Below are 23,931 nucleotides of genomic sequence, written 5' to 3' on the forward strand. Positions count from 1 at the left end.
CATCGCTACGGACAAATCCAAGATTTGTGCCAGAGATCAACGAGGTGAACATCAGGGTTCGTTTTTGTGATTGCGCACGCGTAAAAACCGCGCCGTTGTGTGAAAAGCGTCCATCGAAAACGGCGCTGCCTGAGAATGATTCCCGAGCAGCGCCGTTTTTATCAAAGTAATAATCGGTTTTATCAAAATAATAAAAGTGCAATGGCCTTTTGGCCACTGCACCGGTTACTGAGAAGGTTATCGCTTATTAAGATACTTATTGAAGAATGCCGTGATGTTATCGAATGGAATCTTATCCATACGATCGTACAAATCGACATGCGTGGCATCTTTAACAATCAGAAGCTCTTTAGGCTGATTTGCCGCTTCATATGCCGTTCTGGAGAAGTAAAGCGAATGCGCTTTTTCGCCATGAACAAACAGGATTGGACGCGGAGAAATTTCCTTAATGTAAGTCATCAGCGGGAAATTCATGAAGGACATCGGCGTTGTCACGGACCATGAGTTCCCTGAGTTGACGGCTCGTGGATGATATCCGCGTTTGGTCATGTAGTAGTCCGCATAGTCCACGAGGAACTGTGCTTCCCCACCCTTCAGTTTATTGTAAGCTGGCTGGTAGGCCGGTTTCCCGTTTGCCGCATCTTCCCAGCGCTGGAGGCTCATCTTCTCAAGAGCCTGCTCGCGTTGCTCAGGTGTTACGCTGTCATTGTAGCCTTTCGACATCACGCGGCTCATATCATACATGGTGCTGGCAACAACGGCTTTTACGCGTTTATCCACGGCAACTGCGTTCAGGGCAATCCCCCCCATGCCACAGATACCGATGACACCGATTCGCTCGCGATCCACGTAAGGTTGCAGTCCAATAAAATCGACGGCTGCCATAAAGTCTTCAGTATTAATATCAGGCGACGCGATATTGCGGGGCTCCCCACTGCTTTCACCGGTATAAGACGGATCAAAAGCCAGCGTCACGAATCCGCGCTCGGCTAAGGTCTGGGCATAAAGGCCTGAAGCCTGCTCTTTTACCGCGCCAAAAGGCCCGGAAATAACAAGTGCAGCAAGCTTCTTATTCCCGCGATCTTTAGGAAGATACACATCTGCCGCAAGCGTAATGCCGTAACGGTTTTTAAACGTTACTTTTTGATGATCCACTTTGTCGCTCCTTGGGAAGGTTTTATCCCACGTCTGAACCAGACGCGCCGAAGAGTCTGCTGTGCCTGGTGCAGGCTGGGCAACCGCAGATTCTGTTGAAATCAGAGCCATCGCACCGGCAAGGAGTGCACCATTAAAAAAACGAGTTGAAGAATTTAGCGTCATGATATCAAAACCTTACATTCAATTTCAGAAACCGAATTCGATACGGGTTGCGTTGTTGCTATTTTGAATATCATTAATGAAATATGTTATTAAAATACTCTGTATTATTTGCTCGATCCTATTAACCTGAGGCCAAACTGTATATTTCAGTATTCATAACAGGTAAGTTGACGGGGTTGCATAGACGCAACAAATGTGAGGCGTTACAGATGATTTCAAACAAGTCCGTTGAGAAACGACTCGACGAACTCTCGCGGAATATTGCTCAGCGCACGCCCGGTACCGGCGATTTTCCCACCGCTGTCGAAGGGCTGGAATTATTCCGGCGGAACGAACCTGCTCCTCCAGTGAGCTGCCTGGTTCCACCGAGTATCGTTCTGGTGGCTGACGGCGAGAAGATAATGTGGGTTGGAGGCGAACCTTATACCTATAATGCGAAAAAATTCCTGATCACCTCTCTCGACTTACCAGCCAGTTCGGAAGTGTTACACGCATCAGCATCTCGGCCGTGCGTCGGCATAGCCTATAAACTTGATCAACGCGTGCTGATGGAATTAATTACGCAGGGCGGCCTGCCGCCAGTGAAAAAACGCGATGCGGGAACAGGTGTCGGTATAGGAACCATGACAGATGTTTTGCTGGAGCCTTTCTGCCGCCTGCTTTCATTGCTTGACGAGCCTGAAGCCATTCCTGTTCTCAGCCCGCTGATTCAACGGGAGATACATTACCGGCTTTTGATGAGCGATCGGTCCGATCATCTCAGACAGATTGCAGCAGTAGACGGCCATGGCTACCGTATCGGTAAAGCTATCGACTGGTTAAAGACCCATATTGCTTCGCCTTTACGCATCGAGGAGCTGGCGAGTCGGGTTCAGATGAGCACGCCCTCTTTCCACCGACATTTCAGGCAGCTTGCGGGAATGAGTCCGCTCCAGTATCAGAAATGGCTGCGCCTCAATGAAGCCAGACGACTCATGCTGAATGAGCATTACGATGTCACCACAGCGGCCTATGCTGTCGGTTACGAAAGCTTATCCCATTTCAGCCGGGAATATACGCGGATGTTTGGTGAGTCGCCTAAGAGGGATATTACCGTGCTGAGAAAGTCTGCCGGTGAAATTTAATCATTTGTTGCTTCCAGGGAAACAGTCTGAAACGTTGATTATTTATATGATTAAAAGAATATCCCGTCGCCTGCAACGCTGTAACGAGGTGGCCGCCTGCATAAACCATGCCGCACCGACACAGCTGCAGCAGTTGAAGACGCAGCTGGCCGACGAAATGGGTAAGCCTGTGGGACTACACACCATGGGTATTCCCGCGGCGGTCAGTACGCTTGGGGTGATTGTCAGTTTCGCCATTCCGCAGCTGTGGCTGGGGTATGGCGTACTCGCCGCACTCGGCCAGCCGGCCGAACGCGTATTCGCGTGGGTTGTGCTGGTCGCCCTGCTGTTCGCCGGCATTAACGGCGTGACGATGTTTATGATGGGCAAAGGCAGCATGCGCGCCGTGCGGTTACACCTTACGCTGGCGGCGATAAGCCTGGTATTAACGGCAGCCTACCTGCTGGCCGCGCTGAGCGGTAGCGCTGCTCCGGGCGTCAGCCTGACCGCAGCGCTGGTGAGTATTATCATGCTGGGGCTGAGCGGCAGCTGTATCCTCTCTACCGCTTTCTATAAGATGCTGCTGTTTACTCTGCATAACAGAGCCTGGCGCAAGCTTATTAGCCAGGCGCGCTGAGCATTAATCCCGTAGAAAACCCGCCGTTGCCGGCGGGTTTTTTTATGGCTTTTTATGCCTGCGCAACCAGATCAGCTTGTACGCCGCAGGAACAATAAACAGCGATAGCAGCGGCGCCGTGATCATACCGCCAATCATCGGTGCCGCTATCCGGCTCATGACCTCTGACCCGGCACCGGTCCCCCACAGAATGGGCATCAGACCGGCAATGATCACCGCGACGGTCATCGCCTTTGGCCGCACGCGCAGCACGGCGCCATGATAAAGGGCGTCATCAAGCCCCTGCTCGGTGAAGGTTTCGCGCTGGGACAGCGCGGGATGCGCTTCAATGGCATGGCGTAAATACATCAGCATGACCACCCCAAACTCAGCCGCCACCCCGGCCAGGGCGATAAACCCGGTGCCGGTTGCGACAGACATATGGAAGCCCTGCCAGTACAGGAACCATATCCCTCCCACCAGCGCGAACGGCAGGCTCATCAGGATCAGCAACGCCTCATCCACGCGTCGGAACGCCAGATAGAGCAGAATGAAGATGATCATCACCGTCATCGGCACCATCAGCTTTAGCTTCCTGTTGGCATGCTCAAGCAGCTCAAACTGCCCGGAGTAAGAGACGCTGGTTCCCGGCCTCAGCTTAACCTTCTGGCTGATGGCGGTCTTAATGTCGTTCACCACCGACACCATATCCCTGCCGCGGGCATCAATATAGATCCAGCTCGCAGGTCGGGCATTTTCCGTTTTCAGCATCGTCGGGCCGGAAACGACACGAATATCCGCCACATCCCCCAGCGTGATTTGCTGCTTCATCGGCGTCAGGATCGGCATCTGCTTCAGCGCGCTCGGGCTATTCCGGTAGTCCTGGGGATAGCGAATGTTAATCGGGTATCGCGCGACGCCTTCCACCGTTTCACCGACCGTCGCACCGCCGATGGCCGATGAAACAAACAGCTGCACGTCGCCCACCGTCATCCCGTAGCGGGAGGCTTTCTCCCGATTGATATCGACATCAATGTAGCGCCCGCCCTCCAGACGTTCAGCCAGGGCCGACACCACGCCCGGCACCGTTTTGGCTACCGTCTCGATGCTCTGCGCCGTGGCGTCGATATCCGACAAAACGGTCCCTGATACCTTGATGCCTATCGGGCTTTTGATCCCGGTGGAAAGCATGTCTATCCGGTTGCGGATCGGCGGTACCCAGAGGTTCGCCAGTCCAGGCAAACGAACGGTCTTGTCGAGTTCGTCAATAATCTTGTCAATCGTCATGCCGGGCCGCCACTCATTCTCAGGTTTAAGCTGAATGGTGGTTTCCACCATTTCAAGCGGCGCGGAATCCGTTGCGGTCTCGGCCTTACCCGTTTTACCAAACACAGAGGCCACTTCAGGAACGGTTTTGATGAGCTTGTCCGTGGTCTGTAGCAGCGCCGCCGCTTCTGCCGGAGAGACGCCCGGCAGCGTTGACGGCATATACAGCAGATCGCCCTCATTAATCTTCGGCAGGAACTCGCCGCCCACCTGGCTCAGCGGCCAGATAACCGTGAAGATGGACAAGGCCGCAACCAGCAGGGTGGTTTTTGGCCATTGGAGCACCTTAAGCAGCAGCGGATGATAGGCTGCGATCAGCAGCCGGTTCAGCGGGTTACTGTTCTCCGCGGGGATTTTCCCCCGGATCCAGAACCCCATCAGAATCGGAATGACGATAATGGCCAGCGCGGCCGCGCCCGCCATGGCGTACGTTTTCGTGAAGGCCAGCGGGCCAAACAGCCGCCCTTCCTGACCCTCAAGGGTAAAAATCGGAATGAAGGATAAGGTGATGATCAGCAGGCTAATAAACAGCGCCGGACCAACCTCAACGGAAGCGTTAGTGATCACGGTCCAGCGCGTGGCGTTGTCAATGTCTTCCCCGGGATGCTGACGATCCCACTCTTCCAGCCGCTTATGCGCGTTTTCAATCATCACGATGGCGGCATCGACCATCGCACCGACGGCGATGGCGATACCGCCCAGGGACATAATATTGGCGTTCAGTCCCTGGAAGTGCATGACGATAAAGGCGATACACAGGCCAAGCGGCAGAGAGATAATCGCCACCAGCGCGGAGCGGACGTGCCAGAGGAACAGCGCGCAGACGACGGCCACCACGATAAACTCTTCGAGCAGCTTGCCGCTCAGGTTATCAATGGCCCGGTCGATAAGCTGGCTGCGGTCGTAGGTGGTCACAATCTCAACGCCTTGCGGCAGGCTGGCCTTCAGCGTCTCCAGCTTATCTTTTACCGCCGTAATGACCTCGCGCGCGTTTTTGCCCGAACGCAGGATCACCACGCCACCCGCCACTTCACCCTGCCCGTTCAGCTCGGCAATCCCGCGGCGCATTTCCGGCCCCGTCTGCACGCGGGCAACGTCGCGCAGGTAAATCGGCACACCGTTCTCGCCGGTTTTGAGGACGATGTTATTGAAATCGTCCATCGTCTGCAGATAGCCGCTGGCGCGGACCATATACTCCGCTTCCGCCATTTCAACTGACGATCCCCCTGCTTCCTGGTTAGAGGACTCAAGGGCCTGCTTAACCTCCGGCAGGCTGATGCCGTACTGAGACAGTTTTAACGGGTCGACCTGAATCTGGTACTGCTTCACCACGCCGCCGACCGACGCCACCTCGGCGACGTTCGGGATAGTTTTCAGCTCGAACTTGAGAAACCAGTCCTGCAGCGAGCGCAACTCTGCGAGATCGTGTTTTCCGCTGCGATCCACCAGCGCATACTCAAAGATCCAGCCCACGCCCGTGGCGTCCGGACCGATTTCAGAGCTCACGCCGGCGGGCAGTTTGCCCTGCACCTGGTTCAGGTACTCCAGCACGCGAGAACGGGCCCAGTACAGATCGGTCCCGTCTTCAAAAATAACGTACACGTACGAATCACCAAACTGAGAAAACCCGCGCACGGTTTTTGCGCCGGGAACCGACAGCATGGTGGTGGTGAGCGGATAGGTCACCTGGTTTTCAACAATCTGCGGGGCCTGGCCGGGATAGCTGGTTTTGATAATCACCTGAACGTCAGACAGATCGGGCAAGGCATCGACCGGCGTATTGATGATGGTCCATGTCCCCCAGACGCTGAGAAACAGCGCGCCCATCATCACCAGGAAACGGTTGGCGACCGACCGCCGGATAATCCATTCAATCATCATCGTCTCCTTAATGGCCTGAATGCGCGTCGTCAGCGGGTTCAGCCTGGCGCATGCGCTCCAGCGCGCCGGTAATATTGGCCTCCGAGTCAATCAGGAACAGACCGCTGACCACCACCGAATCCCCTTCATTCAGGCCAGAGCCGATACCGGACTGTTGCTGAGATTCATGCAGAACGTGGACAGGCTTCGGCACAAAGCGCCCCTCTGCATCAACGGTAATGACGCGCTGCTCTTTGCCGGTATCGATAACCGCCTGAGACGGGATCAACAACATCTCCTGACTTTGGGTATTCAGCTTCAGGTACGCATTCATGCCCGGCTTCAGCAGCTCATCCCTGTTAGAGACCTGCAGGCGCACCTGCAGCGTCCGGGTGGTGGGATCCACGCTCGGCAGAAGGCTCCATTTTTCAACCGGGAAGGCTTTATCCGGATAAGCCGGTACCGAAACGGTAAACTGCGAGGTGTCTTTCAGCAGATAAGCAATAGATTCAGGGACCGCCGCGCCGATCCAGACCGGATCCATCCCCTGAATCTGCGCCACTACCTTATCTTTCGAAATATTCATGCCGGTGCGCAGGTCAAAGGCCGTGATGACCCCGTCGATAGGCGCCCTGATGGTAAAGCGGGTCTGAATAGCGCGGGTCGCGCGCAGCCGCTGGATATCGTCGTCCGGCATGCCGGCCAGCCTAAGCCGCTCGAGAACCCCTTTTATCTGCGTGGGCGTACCGCCGGTGCCGGAAAGCAGCAGGAACTCGCTCTGCGCTTCGACCCAGTCCGGGATCGTGATATCAACCAGCGGCGTGCCTTTCTTCACCTTATCGCCGATTGTCAGCGGGTACACTTTCTCAACGAAACCCTCCGCGCGCGCCTGCACAATCACAAACTGATAGTCGTTATAGCTGACGTTCGCCGGGATCGTCTGGGCATAATTCAGCGTTCCGCGCGTCACCTTCTGCGTTTTTAACCCCAGGTTCTGGACCTGCGTCGGGTCAATTCGAATACCGGCACCGCTTTTATCGTCATTCTCGTCCGCGTATTTCGGCACCAGATCCATATCCATAAACGGCGACTTACCGGGCTTATCGAATTTAACGTCGGGCTTCATCGGGTCATACCAGAAAAGCACCGTTCTTTCCGGCGCGCTATTTTCTGTTTTTGCCGATGAATGCAGAGCCTGCCATGCCGTCACCGAGATCAGCCCTCCCGCGATAAGGCTGCTGGCTATCACGGCAGCATATTTTATTTTTAAAGAGGCCATGCCGTTTCTCGCTATTTAATGCTCTTGAGTAAAGAGAGATTGCCCTGCTGAACAAATGAGAAATTAACGCGGCTGCCGACTTTTAAGGCCTTGATGCTCTCGTCGGCCTGAATAAAGGTGAAGCGCATGGTCATCGCGGGCCAGCCAATTTCCGGGATGGCTTCATGAGCAATCGTGACCTTTTTGTTCGTGAGATCGATCTCCTTCACGATGCCCGTCCCGGCGACGATCTGCTCTGAGCTTCCTTCGCTGACGGCACTCATCCCTTCGTGCTGATGAGCCTCGGCCTGGAGGCCGGTGGAAAACATAATGATTGCACCAAATACAACGGCGTTAAGTGAATTGCGCATGTTTATATTCCTTTTCATTAAATGAGGTTATTCGACCCAGCCGCCGCCCAGCGCGGTGAAGAGATTAATTTCATTAACCTGTCGGGCATAAATAAGGTCGAGGATGTTTTGCTGCGTGGAAAACAGCGAGCGTTCCGCGTCTAATACTTCGATATAGCTCACCGCGCCGCTGGTATATAACCCTCTGGCACGCTGCAGGGTGATGTTTAGCGAATCAAGATACCGCTGCTGCGCAGCAAGCTGCTGGCTGAGGCTGTCCCGCAGCGCGAGCGCGTCGGCGACCTGTTTAAAAGCGGACTGAATTTTTTGTTCGTAATTCACAACCGACTGCTGCTGGCGAATTTCGGCCAGCTTCAGGTTGGCTTTATTTCTGCCCGCATTAAAAATGGGAATGTCTATTTTGGGAATAAAGTTCCACATGCCGCTCCCGGACGTGAAGAGGCTGGATAATTCCGTGCTGCCTGTAGAAAGCCCGCTGGTCAGGGAGATGGACGGGAAAAAGGCGGCGCGCGCCGCGCCGATATTCGCATCGGCCGCTTTAAGCTGATACTCCGCCTCCATAATATCCGGACGCTGCAGCAGTATTGCCGATGAAAGACCGGGCGGCAGCGTTACCGGCGCAATATCGCGGGCGTTCATTCCGCCGTCGCCCGGCAGCGCGCGATACGTTCCGAGGACCAGCTGCAGGGCATTATTGGCCTGCGCCAGCTCCCCCTCTCTTTTGGCAATATCTGCCCGGGTGCTTTCAATCTGCCCCCGGGCCTGCTCCAGCGCCAGGACGTTCGTGCTGCCCGTCACCAGCTGTTGCTCAACGAACGCGTAAGACTGCTGATAATTTTTCAGCGTTTCCCGCGCGATGCGCAGCTGTTTATACGCCAGCTGCTGGTTGAAATAGCTCTGCGACACGTTAGAGACAAGCAAAATATGCACCGCGCGACGGGCTTCTTCGCTGGCGAAAAAGTTTTGTCGATCGGCATCGCTCATGTTCTTCAGCTTGCCGAAAAAGTCGAGTTCGTAGCTAAGCGCAAGCCCCGCGTCGTACTGCTGCGTGGTGGGTTTGTCACTCTTCAGCCCTCCGCTGTAGGTGATGCCCGAGGAGGCATTCAGCTGAGGATAACGATCTGCATCCGTCACGCTGAACTGCGCCCGGGCTTCTTCCACCTTCAGGGCGGCCATTTTAATGTCGCGGTTGTTCTTCAGGGCTTCGGTAATCAGTTCCGTTATCTGAGGGTCGACGAAGAAATTGCGCCAGCCGGTGTCCTGATACCCTGATGCCGAAGGCGTCAGGCCGTTACGCGAGAGCAAAAACTGCTGGGGCACCGGCGGCGCCGGGCGCGGGTATTCAGGGGCCAGCGAGACGCAGCCTGCCAGGATAAATACCGTCGTGATGCTGAGTCGTTTTAACAGGAACATAGCGGTTCAAATGAATTCCAGAGTATTTTTAGGGCTACTCTACTGAACGCATCCTGTTTGACGGGTGACAGGATAATGACAATGTTGTCATTTATGGCGTAAGTCATTGTTAACGGTCGCGGGCGCAATAGAATGTCATCAGCAGCCAGTCAGGGGAGCAAGATGAAAATACTGATCGTTGAAGATGAAAAGAAAACCGGTGAGTACCTCAGCAAGGGGCTGACGGAGGCGGGGTTTGTCGTGGACCACGCGGACAACGGCCTGACCGGATACCACCTCGCCATGACCGCGGACTATGACCTGCTGATTCTGGACATCATGCTGCCCGACGTGAACGGCTGGGATATCGTCCGCATGCTCCGCTCGGCCGGCAAAGGGATGCCGATACTGCTGCTGACGGCGCTCGGCACAATTGAGCACCGGGTTAAGGGGCTTGAGCTGGGCGCGGACGATTACCTGATTAAGCCGTTTGCCTTTGCTGAGCTGCTCGCGCGGGTCAGAACGCTGCTAAGGCGCGGGAATACGGTGATTGCGCAAAGCCAGCTTCAGGCGGCCGACCTGACGGTTGACCTGGTGTCAAGAAAGGTGAACCGGGCGGGCAATCGCATCCTGCTCACCAGCAAGGAGTTCAGCCTGCTGGAGTTTTTCATGCGTCATCAGGGCGAGGTGCTTCCCCGCTCCCTGATTGCCTCCCAGGTGTGGGACATGAACTTTGACAGCGACACGAACGCGATTGACGTGGCGGTAAAGCGCCTGCGCGCGAAAATCGATAACGACTATGAACAGAAGCTGATCCAGACGGTGCGCGGCGTGGGCTATATGCTGGAGGTGCCGGATGCCCGTTAAGCTCCCCAGGCGCCCTTTTTCTCTCGCCCTGCGGCTGACCTTTTTCATCAGCCTTTCCACGATCCTGGCCTTCTTCGCCTTTACCTGGTTTATGCTGCATTCCGTTGAAAAGCACTTCGCCGAGCAGGATATCAGTGACCTGCAGCAAATCAGCACCGCGATGCACCGCATACTGCAATCCCCGGCCGATCCCGACCAAAAGAAAATCAGTAAGATCAACGAGTCGATCGCCAGCTACCGCAACGTTGCCGTACTGCTTCTGGATCCGCAGGGAAATACCCTTTTCAGCTCGGCGCAGGGGGCGGCATTGCGCCCTGCGATGAACGCGGCGAACTTTAGCCAACACCGGCAGGCACGGGACGTATTTCTCTGGACGGTCGGGGGCCAGGCTCCGGCCATGCATGCCGGGTCCGACATGAAGATGGAAACCTACCGGATTATCGCCTCTTCAGGGACGGCGACGCTGCAGGGCAAAACGCAGGACTACGTCATGCTGATCGGGCTCTCCATTAATTTCCATCTGCATTACCTTGAGGCGCTGAAAAAGAATCTGTTCGCGATCGCCGCGGTGATTAGCGTGCTGATTGTGCTCGTCATTCGAATCGCGGTTCGCCAGGGGCATTTACCCCTGCGTAACGTCAGCACCGCCATTAAAAATATCACCTCCGAAAATCTGGATGCGCGGCTGGAGCCCTCCCGCGTCCCCGTTGAGCTGGAGCAGCTGGTTATCTCGTTCAACCATATGATGGGGAAAATAGAAGATGTCTTTACCCGGCAGGCTAATTTTTCCGCCGATATCGCACACGAAATCAGAACGCCGATCACCAACCTGGTGACGCAAACGGAAATTGCGCTGAGCCAGCACCGGACGCAGAAGGAGCTGGAAGACGTGCTGTACTCAAGCCTGGAAGAGTACAGCCGGATGACCCGAATGGTCAGCGACATGCTCTTCCTGGCGCAGGCGGATAACAATCAGCTGATCCCTGACCGGGTGATGTTTGACCTCGGCGCGGAGGTGATGAAAGTCTTCGACTTCTTTGAGGCCTGGGCGGAAGAGCGCAACGTCACGCTGGCGTTTCACGGGGTGCCCTGCCTGATAGAAGGCGACCCGCAGATGTTCAGACGCGCCATCAACAACCTGCTCTCCAACGCCCTGCGCTATACCCCAGCGGGGAAAACGGTGACGGTCTCCCTCAGAAAGCGGGATAACGACGTTGAGCTGGTAACGGAAAACCCCGGCACGCCGATCCCGCAGGCGCATCTGTCGAAGCTGTTCGACCGCTTTTACCGCGTCGATCCGTCCAGGCAGCGTAAAGGGGAAGGCAGCGGGATTGGGCTTGCCATCGTGAAGTCCATCGTCACCGCGCATCACGGCAAAGTCCGCGTGGAATCGGACGCGGTGTCGACGCGCTTCATCCTCACCGTGCCGGGAAAGGTTGCCTGAGCCATCAGCGCACCGCGCGGCTGACTTCCAGCACCTTCTCCCTGAGCCAGCGGTGCCCCGGGTCTCGCTCCATGCGCGGATGCCACATCTGTGAAACCGTAATAGCTCGGGTCTTAAAGGGCAGTTCAAAGACGTGCACGCGCTCGGTCATCGGCTGGTTGAGCAGGTACAGCGCCGGCACCATGGCAACCAGATCGGAGGCCAGCGCCACGGACAGCGCCGTCGGAAAACCTGGCACGACGCTGGCGACCTTGCGCTTCAGCCCATGCTCCGCCAGCGCCTCATCAACAAACCCGTGCAGCGAGCCGTCCGGTGAGGCCACCACGTGGCCCCAGGCGATATACTCGCTCAGGCTGATCTCAGACTGTAATGACAGCGGATGCCCCTTGCGCACCGCGCCAACAAACCGATCCTGGAACAGCCTTTGCAGCCGTATTTCAGGCCCCATATTGCCCTGCACGCCGATTTCCAGATCGACAAGCCCCTCCCGCAAATAGCGCGACGTTTTTTCAGGTTTCGGCGAAAAACGGATGCACACCCCGGGGGCAACGCTCGCCACTGCGGCAATCAACAGTGGCCCAAACGCCACCACAAAACCGTCGTTGGCACGGATGGTGAACAGCCGCTCGAGGCTTTCCACCTTCAGCGCGTCGGTCGAGGGCTGGAGCACCGCCCTTGCCTCATGCACCGCGCTTCTGGCGCGGTCCCGGGTGGCTTCGGCCCAGGGCGTAAGCACCATATGACGGCCGGCCCGCACCAGAATAGGATCGCCGGTCACCTCCCGCAGCCTGCTCAAGGTGCGGCTCATGGCGGAGGTGCTCAGGTTTAAGCGTCGCGCCGCGCCCGCCACGCTGGCTTCTGCCAGCAGAACGTCGAGCGCAACCAGAAGGTTAAAATCAGGATCGGACACGGTGAATCCTCAGATAAGGCGTTATATGCAACGATTAAGTGCAAACGCTGCGTCTTCCGCCCTGTATATCGCATGATTATAGTTTCGTCATCAATATTCTTATCCGGAGTGACGACGATGACGCTATTTTCAAACCTGCCCGGCGACGAAGGTTTACCCGGGCATGAACACGCCCGGGTCCTGGCCGCCGTTATGACCACCACGCTGATGGGCGTCTTTGACGGCACCATGATCAACATCGCGCTGCCCTCCATGGCGGGCGCAATGCAGGTTCCCGCGAACGTTGCGGTTTGGTTCGCCAACGGCTACCTGCTGTCAGCGGCAATGACGTTAGCCATCTTCGCGGCGCTGGCGGCGCGCGTGGGCTACCGCCCGGTCTTTCTTGTCGGGCTTGCCACCTTTACGCTCACCTCGCTCGGCTGCGCGCTGGCAACCACGCCGGAAATGCTAACCGGGATGCGCATTCTGCAGGGCATCGGCGGCGCGGCCACCCTGAGTATCGCCCCGGCGATCCTGCGTTCCGTTTTCCCGGGACGGCTGCTTGGCCGCATTCTGGGGCTGCACGCCCTGCTTATCGCCTCCAGCACGGCAATTGCCCCGGTGCTGGGCGGGACGATACTGGACGCGCTGAGCTGGCAGTGGCTGTTCGCCATTAACATTATTCCCGGCAGCATCGCCCTGCTGCTGGCGTGGCGGGCGCTGCCGCGGGAAACGGCTACCGACAGGACTCCCTTTGACGCGCCGGGCGCCGTGCTTTCCGCCGTACTGTTAGGATCAGCGATCATGATGGCCAACAGCCTTCAGAGCGTGACGCAGCACGTTAGCCGGGAAGCCGTATGCTGGGGGCTTCTCGCGCTGGTCAGCGCCCTCGCCTTTATCTGGCGTATCCGGCGCGCACAAAACCCTTTACTGCCGCCCGTGATGTTCAAAAACGCCCGCTTTTCCCTCGCCGCGCTGACCTCGCTGGCCTCGTTTGTAAGCCAGGGCATCACGTTTATCGCGCTGCCGTTCCTGTTTCAGAGCGTCTATGGCTACAGCCCGGTGGTCTCCGCGCTGCTGTTCACCCCGTGGCCGATCGGCATCGTGCTGATCGCGCCGCACGCGGGGCGTTGGGCAGATACGATTTCCGCACCGCTGATTTCGACCCTCGGGCTGATGATTTTTGTCGGTGGATTGGTCCTGCTGGCGACGTTGCCCGACAGCCCTTCCGCGTGGAATATCTGCCTGCGCAGTCTGGTTTGCGGGATTGGCTTCGGCTGCTTCCAGAGCCCCAATAACCGGGAAATGCTCTCTAGCGTGGCGCGGGAGCATGCCAGCTATGCCTCCGGCGTGCTGTCGATCGTGAGGACGTTCGGCCAGTGTCTCGGCGCCGCCGCGGTGGGCGTTCTGCTTGCGACGACCGGGTCAGACCATGACCGGGCCGTGCATTTTGCGCTGTGGATAGCCGTCCTCGCCTCGACGGGTTCGGTATTGTTTAGCCTGAGCAGGCTGCGCTCTGCGGTCCGGGCATCAGCCTGATTCGCCCGGCGGCGCTACGCTTGCACGGGCCTACAACGGTGAAGAATGTAGGCCGGGTAAGCGCAGCGCCACCCGGCAAAAAAGACGACTCGGTTGTTTACTCCAGCGCCAGCAGCGCAAAGCTCGCCAGCCAGTGCCCGCCGCTGTAGTGGCTGCCCACCACATGCTCGACGCTCGCCGTCAGGTGTTTCGCCACCGCATCACGCAGCGCCTGTTGCGCCGGATGGTTGGCGGGAAGCGCGCGGGCAATATGCTTCATGCACCACGCGCGGCTGAGGTTTAACCCGTCGAGATGGGCAATTTTCGGGTCGGTACGGTCGCTCACCTCCGCCGGGTTCATCAGTGCCGTAACGGAGCCGACCTCCGGCAGAAACGCGTCAAACCAGGCCGGAAAGTCCTTCGACACCTTGCTCATCAGCAGCGCTTCCGTCAGCGCCCCAGAAATATACTCATCACCGCCGGGCTCATAGTGCGCCGGATAGCGCGTGTCGGCGAGGTAAAACCGCTCCGCCGCCGTCAGAATCGCCTGCTCAAGCGCGCGGTCTTGCACGGCACGAGCGTAATCGAGCGCCAGCGCGAGGGCAAACGCCGTGTTGTAGTGCGTCCCGACGCGGATCGGATAGGTGAGCTTGCCGAGGTAATCCACCAGCCGGTTGCGAATGTCCTGGGCTAACGGCTCAAGAGTCTGATACCAGCCTGCGGCCTGCGGCAGCGACGACTGCTTCAGCTCCTGGGCCAGCGCCAGCAGCCAGCCGTAGCCATACGGGCGTTCAAACGAGGCGCGGAACGGCGCGGTGAAATAGGCCAGCTCCTTCGCCACGTTCTCGTCAGTCATGTGCTCGTCAAAAAGCGCGACGATCGCGTCCCGGCACGGCAATTCTGGATAGAGACGCACGCAGCGCAGCAGCAGCCAGTAGCCGTGCACCGCCGAGTGCCAGTCGAAACAGCCGTAGAAAATCGGGTGCAGTTCGCGAGGCGGCAGCACGTCGCCATCATCATTCAGCAGGTGCATGATGTGGTTCGGGTATTCCTGGCGCAAATAGGTCAAAGGCATGCGGGCAAACGCGTCAGCCTGATGTTGCGTTAATTCCATAACAGCTCCTTAGCGAAACACGAGGAAGTACATGAGGAACACGTTCACCACCAGCAGGGTTAACGCGGTCGGGATCTGGATCTTGATCACCTGATATTTGTCTTTGAGCTCCAGCAGCGCGGCGGGAACGATATTGAAGTTCGCGGCCATCGGCGTCATCAGCGTGCCGCAATAGCCCGCGTACATGCCAATCGCCAGCAGCGGCGCCGGGTTGCCGTGATGCACGTTAATCAGGAACGGCAAGGCGATACCGGCGCTCAGCACCGGGAAGGCCGCAAAGGCGTTACCCATGATCATGGTAAACAGCGCCATACCCACGCAGTAAATCACCACCAGCATGAAGCGGCTATCCGGGTTCACGAACAGGCTCACCACCTTTTGCACCGAGTCGCCCGTGTTCGCCACCACGAAGACCCCGCCGAGCATGGCCAGCATCTGCGGCAGGATCACCGCCCAGCCGATGGTATCGACCAGACGACGAGACTGGCGAACCGCATGAAGCGGCGTGCCTTTGGTGAGCCACCAGCCGGTGAGGATCGCCGCGACGCAGGCCACGCAAAGCGCCGCCAGGGTGAGCTGTTTCTGATCGAGCAGGAACACGCCGCCAACCGACACCCCTTTCAGGAACAGGGTGCCGATCACCGTCACCACCGGGATCATCAGCGCAGGCAGGAACAGCCAGTTTTTGAGCCGATTAGACGACGCGACGCGCTCCTCCTCGGTGGACATTTTATAGTGCCCTTTCCCGACCAGGCCAAAGCCCGCCAGCAGCGCGATAGCGATGACGCCGCCGCCGATTATCCGGTATGCCAGGGATTTACCAAGCTCCTGCACCATCAGGTCGCCAAAGAGGAAGATCCCGCCAAACAGGAACCAGAACAGCGCGGTGGTAAAGCGTTTAGGGTTGGCGCGATCGCGCAGGGTCATCACAACCAGCAGCATCACGACAAAGCCGATCAGGTAGTACACGCGGTTAATGGTGATAAGCGTCATCATTGCGCGGCCTCCTGCGTGCCCTGCTCCGCGCGCCAGACCATGACGTCGCGACGAATGCTGGCATCAAGGCGCAGCAGGCGCGTCATATGAATAACCAATGCCGCAATGGCGGTCGGGATGGCCCACAGGCCAATATGCAGCGGTTCGATGCCCTCAATGCCGTTCTCCTTCAGGAACGCGTCAATCAGCAGCACCGCGCCAAAGGCAATAAAGATATCTTCCCCAAAGAAGACCGCAATGTTGTCGCACGCGGCGGCATGGGCTTTGATTTTGTCGCGAATATGCTGCGGCAGCTCGCCGTATTCGTTCAGCGCCGCCCCTTCGGCCATCGGGGCCAGCAGCGGACGCACCGTCTGGGCATGGCCACCAAGAGACATCAGCCCCAGCGCGGCGGTACCCTCACGCGCCACGAAGTAAAGCATCAGAATGCGCGCCGAGGTGGCGCTGGCGATCTTCGCCACCCAGGCCTGCGCGCGCTCCTTAAGCCCATAATATTCCAGCAGGCCAATCACCGGCAGGATCAGAATGAAGGTGGCCAGCGAGCGGCTGTTCACGAACTTCTCGCCGAAGGTCTCCAGCAGCATACCGAAATCCATACCGACCAGCAGACCCGTCGCCAGCCCCGCCACCACGACCACCAGCAGCGGGTTGAAGCGCAGTGCAAAACCAATAACCACGATCGGTATACCGATCAGCGGCAACAGCGTAGTACCGTCCATAACGTTTACCCTATCCAAAGTGAGCGTTGCGCGCCGACGGCTATTTTTTTAATTTGCGGCGAGCGATGTTGTGTTTTGTTGGCAGGTTTCGCAAAACCTGCGCTAAAAAGCTATATCTGAACCTCAAAAACATGTAAACAATTTATCAATAAAATGTTCTTATTTTATCGATGAGTTTACATTTCTGGCTAAGGAACGTTATGACCTCAGAAAAGAGTGCTACCCCCCATCACGACGATATCAACGACGGCCGGATCGTCTCCTCCCGCCATCTGGTGTCCGAGCGCTGCGCGGAGCTATCAGAGCTGGAATACGCGCTGATCATGACCAGCAACGCGTTCAATAAATGGATGGTGCGCTGCATGACCGCAGCGGGCGAGCCGGACATGGGTGCCTTTGACGTCTCGCTGCTGCATCACGTGAACCACCGCGATCGCAAGAAAAAGCTGGCCGATATCTGCTTCGTTCTCAACGTGGAAGATACCCACGTGGTGACCTATGCCCTGAAAAAGCTGGTCAAAGCGGGCTACGTGACGAGCGAGAAAGCGGGCAAAGAGCTCTTTTTCTCCACCACCGAGGAAGGGAAAGCGTTGTGCATGAAGTACCGGGACGTGCGGGAAGCGTGCTTAATTGCGATACACGCGGAGAGCGGCATTGCCGGGAAATCGATTGGAGAAACCGCGCAGCTGCTACGCACGATCTCCTCCCTGTATGACACCGCCGCCCGCGCGGCGGCATCACTCTAGGGTTTAAGGACGTCTGAACAGGGTAATACTGCGTCCGGCCAGCTCGTACTCGACGGTTTCGGTGATCGCTGCCCCGGCGGCAGCGTCATCCGCCGTGGACAGTTCCAGCACCCATCCCCCCTCGCCAAACTGCGGGATCTGGAACGGCACGGTGCCTTCAAACGGATTGAACAGCATCAGGACGTCGTGCCAGACGCCTTCCTCCTGCCTGAGATCCGGCCTGCTGATGGAAACGCCCAGCGTCGAGCCTTCATCCCACTGCTCGGCCTGCTGCGCGCCGCCTCCGGCATTGAACCAGCGGATCTCCAGCCCGTCGCGCCAGCTTTCACGGCGCAGCAGCGGCTGCTGAGCGCGCAGGGCGATCAGCTTTTGGGTAAACTCGCGAAGCGCGGTGTCGTTTTCAGAAAGCCCCTTCCAGTCGATCCACGAGATCTCACTGTCCTGACAGTAGCCGTTATTGTTGCCCTTTTGCGACCGGCCAAACTCATCGCCCGCCAGCAGCATCGGGGTGCCGTGTGAAAATAGGAGCGTGGTCAGGAAATTGCGCTTCTGCCGCTCGCGGGTGGCGATGATGTCCGGGTTCTCGGTTGGCCCTTCCTCGCCGTAGTTGTACGACCGGTTATCGTTGTGGCCGTCGTTATTGTCCTCGCCGTTGTCGGCGTTATGCTTTTCGTTGTACGACACCAGGTCATTCAGCGTAAAGCCGTCGTGGGCGGTGATGAAATTGACGCTGGCCCACGGACGACGCCCGCGCAGATCGTACAGGTCGCCGGAGCCGAGCAGCCGCGCGGCAAAGTCCGTGGAGACGTTGTCCCCCTTCCAGTACTCGCGCACGGTGTCGCGGTATTTGTCGTTCCACTCGCCCCAGCCCGGCGGGAAACCGCCCACCTGATACCCGCCGGGGCCGATATCCCAGGGTTCGCCAATCAGCTTCAGTCGGGACAGCACCGGATCCTGGGTCATGGCGTCGAAGAAACCGCCGCGCGGGTCAAACCCTTCGGGCTCGCGGCCCAGGATCGTCCCGAGGTCGAAGCGAAAACCGTCGATGTGCATCGACTCCGCCCAGTAGCGCAGGGAGTCCATCACCATCTGCAGCACGCGCGGGTGCGAGGTATTGACCGTGTTTCCCGTGCCGGTGTCGTTGATGTAGTACCGGTGCTGGTCGGGCAGCGTGCGATAATAGCTGTAGTTATCGATCCCCTTAAACGAGAGCGTGGGGCCGAGCTCGTTTCCTTCCGCCGTGTGGTTATACACCACGTCCAGAATCACCTCGATGCCCGCATCATGGTACGCGCGCACCATATCGCGAAAGCCCTGGATCCCCGCCGGGCCATAGTATCGCGACGCCGGGGCAAAAAAGCCCAGCGTGTTATAGCCCCAGAAATTCTTCAGGCCGCGGTCGAGCAGGTGCTGGTCGTCCGGGAACCAGTGAACCGGCAGCAGCTCCACCGAGGTAATGCCCAGGCTCTTGATGTAATCCACAGAGGCTTTATGCCCCATCCCCTCAAACGTCCCGCGCAGTTCGGGCGGTATGGCCGGGTTAAGCTGGGTAAAGCCCTTCACATGGCTCTCATAGACGACGGCGTGCGGCCAGGGAACGTTTGGCCGGTTTGTGTCCTGCCAGTCAAAGGCATTGGGGTCGATGACCCGGCATTTCGGCGTAAACGGCGCGCTGTCGCGCGCGTCAAAGCTCAAATCTAACTCGTCATGCCCCAGCACATAGCCGAAATGGGCGTCGTTCCAGTCGATATCGCCCACCAGTTCGCGGGCGTAGGGGTCAATCAGCAGCTTATGCGGGTTGAAGCGATGGCCGTTTTCCGGGTCGTAAGGGCCGTAGACGCGATAGCCGTACAGCGCGCCGGGCTTCAGATCGGGAACGTAGCCGTGCCAGACCTCATGGGTATATTCCGGGAGTTCCAGCCGGACGATTTCCGTTTTCCCGGACGGGTCAAACAGGCAGAGCTCCACCCGCTCGGCGTGAGCGGAGAACAGCGCAAAGTTCACCCCCTTCCCGTCGTAATTTGCACCCAACTGCTGGCCGTGACCGGCCCGAATTTCAAACCTGGTATCCTTTGACATTTTTCGTTCTCCACGGTTATTCGCAGGTAAGCAGAACCAATACACATCCCTTTTCTGGCGTTAAATCCAGCGTCTCTTGCAGAATGCGGCTTTCACCGCTGAACAGATCCCGATAGCGCTTCCCGGCCAGTTCTTCCGGTATCGCGACAGTGGTATTCACCCACAGTTTGTCGTTACCGCTGACGTCAAACACCAGACGCGGCACGGCTACAATCAGCGCCTCGTCGCCTTTAACGCGCGCGTAAACAATCAGATTCTCTTCACGCTCGCCGGTGACCTTAAGCGGCAGCCAGTCGCCGTAGCGGAAAAGCGCCGCGTAGTGCGGACGAAGCCGCAGCAGCGTGGCGGTAACGAACTGTTTTACCCGCCCGTCCCGCCAGCAGGCCGGGTCGTCAAACACGCCGGCATCCGCCGCGCTGAGGTTTTGCACCAGGGCCGGGAAGCCCGGCTCCCGGCGGTTATCCGGGTCGACAAGGCTAAAGTTAAGCGCCTCGCTGCCCTGATAGATATCCGGCACGCCGGGAGCCGTCAGCTTGATCACCGTCTGGCTGAGGCTGTTCATCAGCCCGGCCCGGATAAAGGGCTGCATCGCCTCGCTGAAATCATGCAGGAACAGAGTGTTGTCCGGGGAAAGCAGGTGCCGCGCGTAGCTCAGCACCACGCTCTCATAGCTCTCGTTGCTGTCGATCCAGTCGGTGCGCTGTTTCGCCTCGCGCAGCGCTTTCTCGAGGAAGCCAAGGAAACGTTCTTCCAGTGATGTCAATCCGTCGGCGTCGTCCGGCGACAGCGTGGCGGGCCAGACGCCCGCCAGCGCCTGATAGATCATCCAGGTATCGGCGGCGTTCGGCGCGGTACCGTCGTTGAGAAAACGCACCTCGGTCTGGTTCATCTGCCGCCAGCGGGCCAGGTTTTCCCCCCACTGTTCCGGGGCTTCCGTCAGGGTGTAAAGACGCGCCCGGGCGTCTTCCCCGCGCTTGGTGTCGTGCGTGGAGGTGCCCAGCAGCGCGTCGGGCTGGCGGGCAAGGCGAATGCGCATCTCCTGGTGAAAGCGGGATAACGAGAACGCGCGCGGCGTCGGGTCGGCGCCCACTTCATTAAGCGCCAGCTCCAGGTTGTGGCGAAAGAACAGCGTGTCCTCCACCGACTTCGCCATCAGCGGCCCGGTAAGCTGCTGGAAGCGGGTTCTGAAAAGCGCGGCGGACTCGCGGCACGCGTCCGGCAGATCGCCGGTAAGAATGCGCACAATCAGGCTCAGCGCCGCTTCGGAGGTCTCCACGCTGGCGACCACGCGGTTGAGCAGCGCCACGTCCGGCGGGGTTAAGCCCTCGGGGGTGCCGTAGGTGCGGTAGACCGGAAAGGCGATAAGCAGCTCGCGCAGCGCGTGGCGGATCTCGTCGCGCGGCAGCGCAACGCCATTGCGCTGGGCCAGATCGGCCGCAATCGTTAACAGCGTGGTGAATTCGCCCTCAAAATTACGATCGGTCATCAGGCCTTTGGCATCGCGCAGTTCGGCGTGGCGATCGACCGCGCTCCCCAGCGTCTCGTCGTGTATTTTCTCCAGGCGCGGTAGATTCGCGTCGTCGACCAGCACCTCCGCCAGCGAGGCGATAAACTCGTAGCCGGTGGTGCCGGAGATCGGCCAGTCTGCGGGCAGCTGCTCTCCCTTTGCGAGAATTTTTTCGACCGTAATGTAGCAGTCGGGTCCGGCTTCCTGCCGCAGGCGCTGCAGATAGCCCAGCGGATCGGCCAGGCCGTCGACGTGGTCGATTCGCAGGCCGTCCACCACGCCCGCGTGGACCAGCTCAAGAATGAGACGGTGCGTATCGTCGAAGACCGCCTCATCTTCTACCCGAACGCCGACCAGCCCGGTTATTTCAAAGAAGCGCCGCCACGAAAGCTGCTTCGGCGCTTCCCGCCAGGACATCAGGCGCCAGCTTTGCGCGTCGTGCAGCGCGGCAATGCTCTTCTCCTCGCTGTACGTACCGGGGTTGAGCGGATACTCTGCGTCATAGTAAACCAGCGCGGCCTTACTCGTGACAGGGTCACGTTTTAGCGTGATGGCCCCCTTCTCCAGCTCCGCCTCAAAGGTGTCGCCGAGAAACGGCAGCGTGAGCGGCCGTGACCAGTCGATATCGAAATAGCGGGCGTAGCGGCTTTGCCTGCCGTGCTCAATCACGTCCCGCCACCAGGCGTTTTCCAGCGAGGTGGACATATGGTTCGGAACGATATCCAGAATCAGCCCCATGCCGGCCTGTCTGAGCGCCGCGGCCATGCGGTCAAACCCCTCTCGTCCGCCGATGGCGGGGTCAATTTCATTCGGGTTAGTCACGTCATAGCCGTGGGTTGAATCCGTTGTGGCGGTAAACACCGGCGAGGCGTAGAGGTGGCTGATGCCGAGATCCTTCAGATACGGCACCAGCGCGACGACGCGGTCAAAGGTCATGCCATTACGAAACTGAATACGGTACGTAGCGGAAGGGATCATAACGATGCTTCTCCATCAGCAAAGCGAACGACAATACCGTTCGGGGGTAAAACGTCGTGGTTCTCCGGCCAGGCAAAGCGCGTGTCCCCCGCAAGAGCGGGCAGCGCGACGGGCTTCGCTCCGATATTAAGCGCCAGAGAGAGCGTTCCCGACGGGAAGCGCCAGCTCACCGCCACCACGCCGGGCGCGGTGCTGAGCACCTGGCCCTTAACGGCGCCGCCCTGATGCAGAAGCGGAACGATATAGCGATGGCGCAGCGTCAGCAGGTGGCGGGTGTAGCGCAGCCACGTTTTGCCCTCGTCGGTGGCGATTTTGTTCCAGTCGAGTTTTGAGCGATTAAACGTGTTCACGTCGTTCGGGTCGGGTACGGCCTCATCGTGCCCGGCGTGGCCGGTAAACTCCTTCGCGCGCCCCTCCCGCACCGCCTTTGCCAGATCGCCGTGAAAATCGGTGAAGAACAGGAACGGATGCGTTTCGCCAAACTCTTCGCCCATAAACAGCAGCGGGATATGGGGGGAAAGCAGCAGCGCGGCAAGCAGCACCCGCGTCCTGTCGGCACCCGCCAGGGTGATAAGCCGCTCGCCCTGGGCGCGATTCCCGGTCTGATCGTGGTTTTGAATAAAATCGACGAAGAACTGCGGCGGCTGCGTGTGGCACTCCACCCCGCGGGATTCACCGGTTTGCAGCGACACCTCACCCTGGTAGACAAACCCTTCGGCCAGCGCCCGGGCGAATTTTTTCTCCGGTTCAAAGGCAAAATCCTGGTAGTACGCGTGGGTCTCGCCGGTGGCAAATACGTGGGCGGCATTGTGAAAGTCGTCGTTCCACTCGGCGGTGAACAGCGGCGTATTGCCCTGTTCATCCCGCGGGTGCAGGAAAATCACGTTGCGGCTGTCTTCCGTGGTCAGGTGAACGTGTCGGTGCGGGATCGCCGCGCGGATCTTTTCGGCTATCTCCTCGAGAACGTGCGTATCCGAGGTATCTTTAATCTGGTCGATGGCATCAAAGCGCAGGCCATCCAGACGATATTCCGTCAGCCAGTAGAGCGGCGCGTCGGTAATGTACTGCCTGACCGGCTCCACCACATAGGCAATGCCGTTGCCCCAGGGCGTGGTGCGATCGGCATCGAAAAACGCCGGCGACAGCAGCGGCAGATAGTTTCCTTCCGGGCCGAAGTGGTTAAGCACGATATCCAGCACCACGGAAAGCCCAAGGCCGTGCGCGGCGTCAATAAACGCGTGGAAATCCTCCGGCGTGCCGTAGGCGGCGTGCGGGGCATACAGCAATACGCCGTCATACCCCCAGCCGCGGGAACCGCCAAACTGGGAAACGGGCATCACTTCAAGCTGGGTGATCCCGAGCTCTGCCAGATAAGGCAGCTTGTCGATGGCCGCCCGGAAGGTGCCCTCCGGGGTGAAGGTGCCGATGTGCAGTTCGTAAATGACCGTCTCTTCCCACGGACGCCCGGCCCAGTCCCGGTTGACGGGCGAGTAGCGTCGGGGGTCGATAACCACGGAAGGCCCGTTAACATCCCCCTTTTGGGCGCGCGACGCGGGATCGGGCACCATCATGCCGTCCTGCAAAACAAACTGATACTCTGCGCCGTGCGCGACGCCAGGTACGTCTGCCTGAAACCAGCCATCGCCGACTGCCGTCATCGGCACGTCGGCGCTGGTCAGACGAAGCGTAAGTTTTTTCTGTCCTTCTGCCCAGACGCGAAAACGGACTACGTCATCGGAAATAAACTCAGTACCCCACTGCTTTTGAAATGTCCTGAATTCCATTCATTGTCCTCGAATGACCCACATTTTACGCGGAATGAAGTACA

18 protein-coding genes are annotated in these 23,931 nt (G+C 58.5%); 6 read left to right on the forward strand and 12 right to left on the reverse strand.

All coding sequences use genetic code 11. The features are described from left to right. Window positions 1-237: 237 nt before the first annotated feature. Entirely contained in the window at window positions 238-1,320 is a 1,083-nt protein-coding gene (locus ACWHWP_RS12025) for an alpha/beta hydrolase (protein WP_165602450.1), read from the reverse strand. Window positions 1,321-1,529: 209 nt separating this feature from the next. Here ACWHWP_RS12025 and ACWHWP_RS12030 point away from each other — a divergent pair, with 209 nt between their 5' ends. Continuing rightward, on the forward strand, window positions 1,530-2,444 hold the full coding sequence (locus ACWHWP_RS12030; RefSeq protein WP_447855666.1) for an AraC family transcriptional regulator N-terminal domain-containing protein: 915 nt from the start codon (window positions 1,530-1,532) through the stop codon (window positions 2,442-2,444). 46 nt (window positions 2,445-2,490) lie between these two features. Beyond that, window positions 2,491-3,060, forward strand: a complete 570-nt coding sequence (locus ACWHWP_RS12035; RefSeq protein ID WP_447855667.1) for a hypothetical protein — start codon at window positions 2,491-2,493, stop codon at window positions 3,058-3,060. 42 nt (window positions 3,061-3,102) lie between these two features. Here the strand turns inward: ACWHWP_RS12035 and silA are convergent, their stop codons facing one another. Genes silA through ACWHWP_RS12055 form a run of 4 tightly spaced genes read right to left on the reverse strand, consistent with a single transcriptional unit; the run spans window position 3,103 to window position 9,267 of the window. Further along, window positions 3,103-6,243, reverse strand: a complete 3,141-nt coding sequence (silA, locus tag ACWHWP_RS12040; RefSeq protein WP_447856672.1) for a Cu(+)/Ag(+) efflux RND transporter permease subunit SilA — start codon at window positions 6,241-6,243, stop codon at window positions 3,103-3,105. A gap of 10 nt (window positions 6,244-6,253) precedes the next feature. After that, window positions 6,254-7,504: an efflux RND transporter periplasmic adaptor subunit gene (locus ACWHWP_RS12045; protein ID WP_447855668.1), complete on the reverse strand. Its 1,251-nt coding sequence runs from the start codon at window positions 7,502-7,504 to the stop codon at window positions 6,254-6,256. Window positions 7,505-7,515: 11 nt separating this feature from the next. Beyond that, entirely contained in the window at window positions 7,516-7,854 is a 339-nt protein-coding gene (gene cusF / locus ACWHWP_RS12050) for a cation efflux system protein CusF (protein WP_059310058.1), read from the reverse strand. Between the two features lie 27 nt (window positions 7,855-7,881). Continuing rightward, a complete protein-coding gene (locus ACWHWP_RS12055) occupies window positions 7,882-9,267 on the reverse strand; it encodes an efflux transporter outer membrane subunit (RefSeq protein WP_447855669.1) in 1,386 nt (461 codons plus the stop codon). Window positions 9,268-9,429: 162 nt separating this feature from the next. On the opposite strand from ACWHWP_RS12055, the gene ACWHWP_RS12060 reads away from it, so the two are divergent. Continuing rightward, window positions 9,430-10,113, forward strand: coding sequence for a copper/silver response regulator transcription factor (locus ACWHWP_RS12060; RefSeq protein ID WP_059310056.1), 684 nt, complete (start codon window positions 9,430-9,432; stop codon window positions 10,111-10,113). Continuing rightward, entirely contained in the window at window positions 10,103-11,557 is a 1,455-nt protein-coding gene (locus ACWHWP_RS12065) for a Cu(+)/Ag(+) sensor histidine kinase (protein ID WP_447855670.1), read from the forward strand. The genes ACWHWP_RS12060 and ACWHWP_RS12065 overlap by 11 nt, the downstream gene beginning before the upstream one ends. Window positions 11,558-11,561: 4 nt before the next feature. Here the strand turns inward: ACWHWP_RS12065 and ACWHWP_RS12070 are convergent, their stop codons facing one another. Beyond that, window positions 11,562-12,467, reverse strand: coding sequence for a LysR family transcriptional regulator (locus ACWHWP_RS12070; RefSeq protein ID WP_447855671.1), 906 nt, complete (start codon window positions 12,465-12,467; stop codon window positions 11,562-11,564). 117 nt (window positions 12,468-12,584) lie between these two features. Between ACWHWP_RS12070 and ACWHWP_RS12075 the strand changes: the two genes are divergently transcribed. Continuing rightward, complete coding sequence (locus tag ACWHWP_RS12075; RefSeq protein WP_447855672.1) at window positions 12,585-13,985, forward strand: MFS transporter; 1,401 nt, start codon at window positions 12,585-12,587, stop codon at window positions 13,983-13,985. A 97-nt stretch (window positions 13,986-14,082) separates the two neighbouring features. Here the strand turns inward: ACWHWP_RS12075 and ACWHWP_RS12080 are convergent, their stop codons facing one another. Genes ACWHWP_RS12080 through ACWHWP_RS12090 form a run of 3 tightly spaced genes read right to left on the reverse strand, consistent with a single transcriptional unit; the run spans window position 14,083 to window position 16,793 of the window. Further along, window positions 14,083-15,078 (reverse strand): DUF2891 domain-containing protein, encoded by a 996-nt coding sequence (locus tag ACWHWP_RS12080; protein WP_447855673.1) that lies wholly within the window; start codon window positions 15,076-15,078, stop codon window positions 14,083-14,085. A gap of 9 nt (window positions 15,079-15,087) precedes the next feature. After that, on the reverse strand, window positions 15,088-16,074 hold the full coding sequence (locus ACWHWP_RS12085; protein ID WP_429052621.1) for a DUF979 domain-containing protein: 987 nt from the start codon (window positions 16,072-16,074) through the stop codon (window positions 15,088-15,090). Further along, the gene (locus ACWHWP_RS12090; protein ID WP_447855674.1) at window positions 16,071-16,793 is read right to left on the reverse strand and encodes a DUF969 domain-containing protein; all 723 of its coding nucleotides are present in this window, start codon (window positions 16,791-16,793) and stop codon (window positions 16,071-16,073) included. The genes ACWHWP_RS12085 and ACWHWP_RS12090 overlap by 4 nt, the downstream gene beginning before the upstream one ends. A gap of 200 nt (window positions 16,794-16,993) precedes the next feature. On the opposite strand from ACWHWP_RS12090, the gene ACWHWP_RS12095 reads away from it, so the two are divergent. Beyond that, entirely contained in the window at window positions 16,994-17,539 is a 546-nt protein-coding gene (locus ACWHWP_RS12095) for a winged helix DNA-binding protein (RefSeq protein WP_047348472.1), read from the forward strand. Window positions 17,540-17,542: 3 nt separating this feature from the next. Here the strand turns inward: ACWHWP_RS12095 and glgX are convergent, their stop codons facing one another. The 3 genes from glgX to treZ are packed head-to-tail and all read right to left on the reverse strand — an operon-like array spanning window position 17,543 to window position 23,887. Further along, window positions 17,543-19,618 carry a glycogen debranching protein GlgX gene (glgX, locus tag ACWHWP_RS12100; protein WP_447855675.1) on the reverse strand — a complete coding sequence of 692 codons (2,076 nt, stop codon included), beginning with the start codon at window positions 19,616-19,618 and terminating at the stop codon, window positions 17,543-17,545. A gap of 16 nt (window positions 19,619-19,634) precedes the next feature. Then, window positions 19,635-22,103, reverse strand: a complete 2,469-nt coding sequence (treY, locus tag ACWHWP_RS12105) for a malto-oligosyltrehalose synthase (protein WP_059310047.1) — start codon at window positions 22,101-22,103, stop codon at window positions 19,635-19,637. After that, window positions 22,100-23,887, reverse strand: coding sequence for a malto-oligosyltrehalose trehalohydrolase (gene treZ / locus ACWHWP_RS12110; RefSeq protein ID WP_447855676.1), 1,788 nt, complete (start codon window positions 23,885-23,887; stop codon window positions 22,100-22,102). Before treZ ends, treY begins: the two co-directional genes overlap by 4 nt. Window positions 23,888-23,931: the final 44 nt, after the last annotated feature.

The sequence above is a fragment of the Enterobacter sp. WI-ESBL-E8 genome, assembly GCF_053364895.1.